Origin of the sequence: Microbacterium sp. HMWF026 (genome assembly GCF_003061325.1) — a bacterium.
Taxonomy (GTDB): domain Bacteria; phylum Actinomycetota; class Actinomycetes; order Actinomycetales; family Microbacteriaceae; genus Microbacterium; species Microbacterium testaceum_E.
The window spans coordinates 1-8,127 of record NZ_QAJB01000197.1; the positions used below are offsets into that span (position 1 = coordinate 1).

10 protein-coding genes and 1 pseudogene are annotated in these 8,127 nt (G+C 71.0%); 4 read left to right on the top strand and 7 right to left on the bottom strand.

All coding sequences use genetic code 11. From position 1 onward, the window contains the following. A partial coding sequence (locus DBR36_RS08200; protein ID WP_146185282.1) for a PIG-L family deacetylase occupies positions 1–843 on the top strand: 843 nt, incomplete at its 5' end. Between the two features lie 6 nt (positions 844–849). Here DBR36_RS08200 and DBR36_RS08205 read toward each other — a convergent pair. The 3 genes from DBR36_RS08205 to DBR36_RS08215 all read right to left on the bottom strand — a co-directional run bounded on the left by DBR36_RS08205 (position 850) and on the right by DBR36_RS08215 (position 1,953). After that, the gene (locus DBR36_RS08205; RefSeq protein WP_108318419.1) at positions 850–1,068 is read right to left on the bottom strand and encodes a three-helix bundle dimerization domain-containing protein; all 219 of its coding nucleotides are present in this window, start codon (positions 1,066–1,068) and stop codon (positions 850–852) included. An 8-nt stretch (positions 1,069–1,076) separates the two neighbouring features. After that, positions 1,077–1,601, bottom strand: a complete 525-nt coding sequence (locus DBR36_RS08210) for a YbhB/YbcL family Raf kinase inhibitor-like protein (protein WP_108318438.1) — start codon at positions 1,599–1,601, stop codon at positions 1,077–1,079. A gap of 70 nt (positions 1,602–1,671) precedes the next feature. After that, positions 1,672–1,953 (bottom strand): hypothetical protein, encoded by a 282-nt coding sequence (locus DBR36_RS08215; protein ID WP_108318421.1) that lies wholly within the window; start codon positions 1,951–1,953, stop codon positions 1,672–1,674. A 249-nt stretch (positions 1,954–2,202) separates the two neighbouring features. Between DBR36_RS08215 and DBR36_RS08220 the strand changes: the two genes are divergently transcribed. Then, positions 2,203–3,270, top strand: a complete 1,068-nt coding sequence (locus DBR36_RS08220; protein WP_108318423.1) for a PIG-L family deacetylase — start codon at positions 2,203–2,205, stop codon at positions 3,268–3,270. A 117-nt stretch (positions 3,271–3,387) separates the two neighbouring features. Here the strand turns inward: DBR36_RS08220 and DBR36_RS08225 are convergent, their stop codons facing one another. From DBR36_RS08225 to DBR36_RS08240, 4 genes are all read right to left on the bottom strand, one after another. Further along, positions 3,388–3,807: an organic hydroperoxide resistance protein gene (locus DBR36_RS08225; protein ID WP_108318426.1), complete on the bottom strand. Its 420-nt coding sequence runs from the start codon at positions 3,805–3,807 to the stop codon at positions 3,388–3,390. A gap of 37 nt (positions 3,808–3,844) precedes the next feature. Then, entirely contained in the window at positions 3,845–4,324 is a 480-nt protein-coding gene (locus DBR36_RS08230; protein ID WP_108318428.1) for a MarR family winged helix-turn-helix transcriptional regulator, read from the bottom strand. Between the two features lie 282 nt (positions 4,325–4,606). Next, positions 4,607–5,905 carry a hemolysin family protein gene (locus DBR36_RS08235; protein ID WP_108318430.1) on the bottom strand — a complete coding sequence of 433 codons (1,299 nt, stop codon included), beginning with the start codon at positions 5,903–5,905 and terminating at the stop codon, positions 4,607–4,609. A 163-nt stretch (positions 5,906–6,068) separates the two neighbouring features. Continuing rightward, positions 6,069–6,548 (bottom strand): hypothetical protein, encoded by a 480-nt coding sequence (locus DBR36_RS08240; protein ID WP_108318432.1) that lies wholly within the window; start codon positions 6,546–6,548, stop codon positions 6,069–6,071. A 155-nt stretch (positions 6,549–6,703) separates the two neighbouring features. Between DBR36_RS08240 and DBR36_RS08245 the strand changes: the two genes are divergently transcribed. Both DBR36_RS08245 and DBR36_RS17655 read left to right on the top strand, forming a co-directional pair. Next, on the top strand, positions 6,704–7,540 hold the full coding sequence (locus DBR36_RS08245; protein ID WP_108318434.1) for an alpha/beta fold hydrolase: 837 nt from the start codon (positions 6,704–6,706) through the stop codon (positions 7,538–7,540). A gap of 235 nt (positions 7,541–7,775) precedes the next feature. Further along, a pseudogene (locus DBR36_RS17655) lies at positions 7,776–8,127 on the top strand (hypothetical protein); the annotation flags it as partial.

Below are 8,127 nucleotides of genomic sequence, written 5' to 3' on the forward strand. Positions count from 1 at the left end.
GTCCCCCCATCCCCCGCCGCCCAGGGATGCGAGGGGTCGACCACGGTCATGACCGTGTGGGCGCACCCCGATGACGACATCATCTTCGCCAACCCCACGATCTCGGACGCCATCGCCGCCGGTCAGTGCGTGCGCACGGTCTTCGTCACGGCGGGCGACGCGGGCAAGGGCGGCGGATACGTGGATGCCAGGGAGCTCGGCATCCTGCGCTCCTACAACCACATGCGCGGAACGGACGGGCTGTGGGACGCCACCGAACTGACGCTGAACACGGGGCTGCACGCGCGGCGCCTGACCCCCAAGAATGATGCGCGGGTGTCGGTGATCTTCCTCCGTCTGCCCGACGGCAACATCACGGGAGCCGGTTTCGACGCGACGGGGCACGCCACGTTGAGCAAGCTGTACGACGGCGGCATCTCGAGCTTCGCCCCGATCGACGGGGGCCCGGCGGTCACGCGGGACCAGCTGCTCGCGTCCGTCCGCGAACTCGGCACCGCGCTCGCGCCGGCCCTGACCCTCACCCACATCCCGCGGGGCAGCGCCTTCGCCCCGGGCGACCACCCCGACCACTCGGTCGTGGGGAGCATCGTGCGCGACGCGCTGAGCGCGGACGCGACGGTGGGGCCCGGCATCCGCTACTTCGTGGGCTACCCCTCTCTCGACCTGCCGCGCAACCTCGACGGTGCGGTGCTCGACGCGAAGGTCGACACCTACCGCATCTACACGCAGCAGGACGAGGTCATCCGGTGCGCGGACCGCTCCGCGTGCCTGAAGACCCGCAAGTTCGGGGAGTGGCTGCAGCGTTCCTACCCGAAGACCGAGGCGGAGCTGCAGCTCGGCTGAGCGGGCCTACGCGCCGTCGAGGGTGTCGGCGACCGCGGCCCGGGCGTCGCGTTCGGCGATGATCTCGATGAAGTCCTTGACGGGGGCGTCGGCGTATCTGTCGACGGCGGCCACCGCCTCATCGTGGACGACCTCGTCGGGCGCCGCGGGAAAGCGCGCCTGCACGCGCTCCTCCACCTCTGCGACGGTCTCGTCCTTGTCGAAGTCCTGGTCGCGTGTCGTCATGACCGGCCTCAGTGCTGGTATGTGCCGTGCAGGATCGCGCGGCCGAGGGTCTTGGAGGCGAGGTTGAACGACACGACCGCGGGGGACGCGTCCGCGTCGACGCCGAGGGTCTCTTCGGACACCGCGTGCACGACGAAGAAGTACCGGTGGGGCTGATCGCCCTGCGGGGGAGCGGCGCCCATGAATCCCGACTCCCCGCCGTCGTTGCGCACGTGGAAGGCGCCGTCCGGCAGGGTGGCGCTCGCCGCTCCCGTGGGCAGCTCCTGGACGTCGGCGGGCACGTCGACGAGGACCCAGTGCCAGAAACCGCTCGGGGTCGGAGCGTCGGGGTCGAAGGCCGTCACGACGAACGATTTCGTGCCCTCGGGTGCGCCGGACCAGCGCAGGTGCGGAGAGGTGTTGCCCTTTTCGGCGACCTGATCGTCCTTCAGGGGCTGCCCGTCGGAAACGTCGTCGCTGGTGACGTCGAACGACGCGACGGAGGGGAGCAGCGGATACGGGTCGGGAGTCTGGGGACGCGTGAGATCGGCCATGGGCGCGAACATAACGCGGCCCCCTGACGGGGCCGGAGGGCTTGCATCGGCCGCGGAGGCCGGTTAGCGCTCAGCGGGAGAGGGCGAGCAGCGAACGCGCGACGTCGTGACACCCGTCCGGGGCGGGGAGCCCGTAGTCGATCTCGACCACGCCGCGCAGCTCCGCGGCCAGATCGTCGACGGAGGGTCGGACGTCGAGGGCCTCGAGGATGGGCAGGATCAGGTCGTCGTACTCGTCGTCGGGCCATCCCCGGCCGATGAGGTGCACGCCGATGGGGTCCCACTCGTTCAGGACCGCACGGACGCGAAGGGCTACGGGCGACAGTGACCGCGGCGGTGAGGACGTCTGCATAGGGCGAGTGTCGACGCCCTCCTTAGGTAAGCGCTGAGGATCGACGATGCGTTCGGTGCGGGCTGCCGGGGCGCGCGGTTCACCCGTCGGATGATGGATCGCCGCGACCGGCTCACACGCCCGCGCGGCGGTGCCGCCGCGGAGGTGCGTGTCCGGGATGCCGCCCCGGGCGCGATAGCGTCGGAAGGCGCCCACGGGCGCGGAATCCGAGATCCGTCGCCGGGGGGCGCATGACAGGACGGAGTCGCCGTGAGTGACATCGACGAGCCTTCGACCGGGGAACCCTCCCCGCCCGAGGGGGCGCCCGCGCGTCCCGGGCTCAGTCGTCGAGCGCTGCTGTTCGGCGGGATCGCCATCGGCGGACTCGCCGCCCTGGGCGGAGGTGCCCTGGTGTACCGCGAGATCCGTCGCTCCGCCGGGCCCGAGGGCACGTGGGTCAAGCTCAGCCCGATCGTTCCCGTGCCCGATGCGCTCCCGCGGGAGCAGTCGCCCGCGTTCGAAGAGCCGGGCACCGACACCACGGTGGCCGTGTGGGCGCACGCCGACGACGACATCATCTTCGCCAACCCGCACCTGAGCACGGTCATCGCCTCGGGGGCGACGCTGCGGACGATCTTCGTGACCGCGGGCGACGCGGGTCGCGGACTGGCGTACGCGCAGCAGCGCGAGGCGGGCATCCGCGCCGCCTACGACCTCATGCGGGGCAGCACGGCGCCCTGGGAGACGCGCGAGATCACGCTGCTGAGCGGCGCCCGCGTGACGCGGTTCGTACCGAGCGACGACCCCCGTCTCTCGGTGACCGTGCTGCGTCTGCCCGACGGCAACCTCAGCGCCAAAGGCTTTCCCAGCACGGGCGATGCCGGTCTGACCCAGCTGATCAACGGCATCGTGCCGGCGCTGAAACCTATCGACGACGGTCCGACGCTGGACGCGGGCCGTCTGTCCGACACGATCGCCGAGCTGATCCATGCCGGAGGTGCCGATCGCATCACGACGAACATCCCCCACGAGAGCGCTTTCGCCCGGGGCGACCATCCCGACCACTCGTGCGTCGGTTCGCTGGTGCGGGCGGTCGCGCCGTCGGTGGGGATGGCGGCGGATGCCGTGACCTACTACATCGGCTATCCCTCGCAGCACGAGCCGGCGAACGTCTTCGGCACCGAGCTCGACGGAAAGGTCGACGTGTACGAGATGTACGCCGCGCACGACCCTGTCGTGACGTGCGACGGACCGGCGGCGTGCCTGGCGCAGCCGGGATTCGGTCAGTGGTTGCGCCGCTCGTACGCCAAGGGCGATGCGGAGCTGCGCCTGACGTGACGCGCCGGACGCAGCGACGCCGCCCGCGCAGGGCGGGCGGCGTCGGGTCCTGCGCGAGCAGGCCGGGACGGGGCGCGATACGTGGGGCTCAGCGCCCCGCCCCGGGGTCGAGAGAGGTCAGTCCTCCGAGACGGTGACGGTGACGTCGATGTTGCCGCGGGTCGCGTTCGAGTAGGGGCACACCTGGTGGGCCTCGTCGGCGAGCTGCTGGGCGAGCTCGGACTCGATGCCGGGCAGGACGACCTCGAGCAGCACGGCGAGCTGGTAGCCGCCCTGGCCGTTCGGGCCGATCTGCACGCGGCCTCCGACCGAGGAGTCCTCGAGCTTCACCTTGTGACCGCGCGCGACCGCGTGGAGAGCGCCGTGGAAGCAGGCCGCGTACCCGGCGGCGAACAGCTGCTCGGGGTTGGTGCCGGCGCCCGAGCCGCCCATCTCGGTGGGCGGGGCGACCTCGAGGTCGATGTAGGAGCCGGCGGTCACGTGACCGGTGCGGCCGTGGCCGGTCGAAACGGCTTCTGCGGTGTAGAGAACGTCCATGATGTTCCTTTCTGGGGACGGTCGGTGGGATCGGGCGTCACGCCCGGCGGCGGGGCGCCCCGACGGCGTCGAGGACGGTGTCGGGGTGATCGCGCAGGCTCTTCATCGCCTCGGTCAACTGGTGCAGCGCATCGATCAGATCGCGGGCGCTGTCGGCATCCGTCAGTCCTGCGCCCGCCGCGATGCAGCGGGGGACGTGCGTGAGCTCGTCGCGCAGGGCGGAGCCGCGGGCGGTGAGCGAGACGGTGACGATGCGTTCGTCGTCGCCGCCGCGGGTGCGCGTGACGTAGCCGGCGGCCTCCATGCGGGCGAGCATGGGCGACAGGGTGCCGGAGTCGAGCTGCAACGCGTCGCCCAGGCCGCCCACCGTCTGCGGGCCGTCGGACCACAGCGTCACCAGGGCGATGTACTGCGGGTACGTCAGGTTCCAGGGCTCGAGCAGCACGCGGTAGGCCTGGGTGGTCGTGCGGTTCGCGGCGTAGAGGGCGAAGCACACGAGCGAGTCGACGGCGGGCATGAGAGAACTATTGCACACAACTGAGTTGTGCACAATCTGATTCCAAGAGTGCCCGGGCGCGCTCGTGCGATGTCAAGCCCTGCCCTCACCTCGTCCGGAGGGCGAGCATGGGTCGCATGATCAGCCGGAGCGACGCGAGCGCCACGGGACCCGCGGGATTCCTCCCCGACGGCGACCGTGATCTGTTCGCCATCAACGGGCACCACTTCGACCTCGGCTGAGGGCATCGCCCCCCTCGGAGGAGAGGTCGCCTGAGCCCGCCTTCGCCTACAGAGGGTCGGGTCAGTCCCGCGCGTCCGCGTCGTCGGCGTCGTCGTCGACCGGATGCCGGGTGACCAGCAGTTCGGCGACGCGCCGGCGATCGACGGCGCTGACCTGCAGGGTCGCCCCGTCCACCTCGACGGTGTCGCCCACGCGCGCCAAGCGGCCCAGCCGCTCGATGACGAAACCCGCGACCGTGTCCGACGCGCCGCGGGGGAGGGCGACCCCGGTGGCCTCCTCGAAGTCCTGGAGGTTGAGCCGGCCCTCCACCGTCCCGTGCTCGCCCTCGGCGAGCGGCTGCTCGGCATCGGTGTCGTACTCGTCGAAGATCTCGCCCACGACCTCCTCGACGAGGTCCTCGAGCGTGACGATGCCGTCGGTGCCGCCGTACTCGTCGACCACGACGGCGATGTGGCTCCCCTCCGCACGCATCGCGGTGAGCGTCGGCAGGACGCGGGCGGTGGACGGGATGTAGCGGATCTCGCGCACGACCGCGGTGAGCGAGCGCGCGGTGTCGTCGTACAGGTCGCGCACGTGCACGAAGCCGATCACGTCGTCGATCGTCTGCTCGGCCACCGGGTAGCGCGAGAACGGCAGGTCGCGCACGCGCTCGCGGGCCTCGGCGATCGTGCCGGCGGCATCCAGTGTCACGACCTCGGGGCGGGGGCGCATGACCTCGCTGACGTGCCGGTCGCGGAGGGACAGGACGTCGTCGAGGATGCGGCGCTCGTCGGCGGGGAGACCCTCGTGGCTCGAGACGATGTCGCGCAGCTCCTCTTCGGTGAGCTCTTCACCGGTCTTGTTCGGATCGCCGCCGAGAAGACGCACCAGCACGTTGGTCGAGATCGACAGCAGCCAGATGACGGGTCGCATGAGAGTGGCGAAACCGTTGAGGACCGGGGCGACGCCGTAGGCGAAGGCGGCGTTGCGCTGGATCGCGAGACGCTTGGGCACCAGCTCGCCCAGCACCAGAGACAGGTAGGCGATCACGAGGGTGAGGGCGATGGTGGCGACGGTCGCCGCGGCGGCCGGCTCGAGGCCGAGTCCGGTGAAGAGCGGGGTGACCGACGGGGCGATGGACGAGGCGCCGTATGCGGCCGAGGCGAAACCGGCCACCGTGACGCCGATCTGCACGGCGGAGAGGAACGTGTTCGGATTGCGGGCGAGATTGGCGACCTTGCGACCGCGCTTGCCGCGCGCGGCGAGGGCGTTCACCTGGCTCTCGCGAAGCGTCACCAGTGCCATCTCGGTCGCGGCGAACACCCCGCCGATGAGCACGAACACGACGACCAGGACGATGTTGAGGGCGAGATCGTTCATTGAAGGGGCCCCGTCCTCGTGCCGCGGACGCCCGGGGTCACCCGGGAGCGCGGATGATGACCGTCCGTGCCTCGCGCTGCAATCATGCGCCGAGTGTAGTGATCGCGACGGGACAGGCGGTCCTCGCTCGCGGGGCTTGCGCGCCGGTGCGGGATCTGTCCGCTCAGCGGATCGAGCCGTCCGTGCCCGAGACGCGGACCGCGGCATCGCCCTCGAACGCGATCTTCCACACGGCGCTGCCGTTCTCGCGTTCGAGCGAGGCGCTCTCGATGCGGTCGTCACCGGGGTTCTGCGATGCCGCGATGCGGAGCGCATCGGCGAGGGTGGTCGTGGCCGCTTCCAGCGCCCGGCGGTCGTCGGTGTCGATCCCGTCGCCGTCGTCCTCGGAGGATTCGACGACGGATCCGTCGGCGCTCACCCGGACGTCGACCTCGCGGTCGCCGACCGCGACGTGGATCTCCCACCGTCCGTCGTCGACGTCGAGCTCGAAACCCCGGCCGCCCGCGGCAGACTCGGCGGTGGTGACGGCGCGGACGCCCTCGCGGTCGGTGAACCCCCCGTTGCCGGTGGACGGGGCGCAGGCACTGACGGCGAGCGCCACGGCGGCGAGGAGGGCGACGGCGGGAATGCGGGTCGGGACCATGGCGAGAGGCTAACGAGCGTCTCGGGCTCGATCCGAACCGTTGCGCCGGGGACCCCCGTGTGCTGACGGGTCGATCCTCCGCGCTCGTTACCAATCCGAGACCGTCGCGTCAACCGTCGGTCATCGTCCAGGAAGAGCGCGGACCATCATGGGTCATGAGCGAGATCACCGCACACCACGGACTCCTGACCGACATCGACCTGCACGTCGACGACACCGGCGGCAGTGGTCGCCCGGTCGTCCTGATCCACGGTTGGCCCCTCTCGGGCGAATCCTGGGGCCACCAGGTTCCGGCCCTCGAGTCGGCCGGCTACCGCGTCGTGACGTACGACCGTCGCGGATTCGGTCGCAGCGACAAGCCGCGCACCGGATACGACTACGACACCTTCGCCGACGACCTGCAGGCGGTGCTCGAGACGCTCGACCTGCGCGACGCGACCCTCGTCGGCTTCTCGATGGGCGGCGGAGAAGTCGCTCGTTACCTCACCCGTCACGGCAGCGACCGCGTCCACAGCGTCGTCTTCGCCGCCGCGGTCCCGCCCTACCTGGCGCAGACCGACGACAACCCCGAGGGTCCGCTCGACGACGCGACCGCCGATGGCATGAAGCAGGGGCTGAAGGACGACGAGAAGGCGTTCTACCACCAGTTCACCACCGACTTCTTCTCGGTGAACGGCTCGCTGGCCGTTCCGCAGCAGGAGCAGGTCGAGGCGGAGCGGCTGGCGAACCAGGCCGACCACCACGCCGCGCTGAAGTCCATGGAGGCCTTCGCCACGACCGACTTCCGCGAGGACCTGACGCACGTGACCGTCCCGGCGCTCATCATCCACGGCGACAGCGACTCGACGGTGCCCTTCGAGGGATCGGGCAAGCGGACGCACGAGGCCATCGCCGGCAGCGAGCTGCACGTCGTCACGGGTGCGCCGCACGGTGTGAACGTCAGCCACGCCGATGAGTTCAACCGCGTCCTGATCGACTTCCTGAAGCGCTGAGGACGTCCTGCGCGGGGAGGGTCGTCCTCCCTCGCAGGCAGCCCTCCGGCATCCGCACTCTCGCCCGCACCCGCGGTGGATGCCCGGCTCCACGAATGCCCCGTCCTGTGCGACGGGGCATTCGTGCGTGTGCCCTCGCCGTGCAGGTGAGTCAGCGGGTGAAGGGTGACACGGGATGCCGCCGCCCGCCCGGCGCACCCGACCGGACGGTCGATGCCCGCTCTACTCTGCGTCCATGTCCCTCCCCACCCGCCGCTCCGAAAGGCGCGGGTCCCACCAACGGTCCTGGACCACCGACGACGCGGTCGTCGACGGGTGGGGCGGCGCGCTGTTCGGGTGGGCGATGGTCGGCCTCGGCGCGGCCACCGTGGTCGTCCACCTCATCCCGGACGTCCTTCCCGATCCGGCGGCGCCGGCGGTGGTCCAGGTGCTCGTCTGGATCGCCCTCGGCATCCCGGTCCTCATGGGCCTGCGGCGGTCGCGCCCGCGGGGTCTGCTCGCGGTGCGCTCGATCGACGTGGCCGCCGGTCTGCTCCTCGGCATCCTTCTGCGTCTGTCCGACGGCGCGATCGAGGGGATCGGCGGGG

Bases quoted from the DNA above. Each gene is read 5' to 3' on its own strand.
- DBR36_RS08230 (WP_108318428.1), bottom strand. From the start codon at position 4,324: ATGCCCGCCGTCGACTCGCTCGTGTGCTTCGCCCTCTACGCCGCGAAC.
- DBR36_RS08240 (WP_108318432.1), bottom strand. From the start codon at position 6,548: ATGGTCCCGACCCGCATTCCCGCCGTCGCCCTCCTCGCCGCCGTGGCG.
- DBR36_RS08235 (WP_108318430.1), bottom strand. From the start codon at position 5,905: ATGAACGATCTCGCCCTCAACATCGTCCTGGTCGTCGTGTTCGTGCTC.
- DBR36_RS08210 (WP_108318438.1), bottom strand. From the start codon at position 1,601: ATGGCCGATCTCACGCGTCCCCAGACTCCCGACCCGTATCCGCTGCTC.
- DBR36_RS08205 (WP_108318419.1), bottom strand. From the start codon at position 1,068: ATGACGACACGCGACCAGGACTTCGACAAGGACGAGACCGTCGCAGAG.
- DBR36_RS08245 (WP_108318434.1), top strand. From the start codon at position 6,704: ATGAGCGAGATCACCGCACACCACGGACTCCTGACCGACATCGACCTG.
- DBR36_RS08215 (WP_108318421.1), bottom strand. From the start codon at position 1,953: ATGCAGACGTCCTCACCGCCGCGGTCACTGTCGCCCGTAGCCCTTCGC.
- DBR36_RS08225 (WP_108318426.1), bottom strand. From the start codon at position 3,807: ATGGACGTTCTCTACACCGCAGAAGCCGTTTCGACCGGCCACGGCCGC.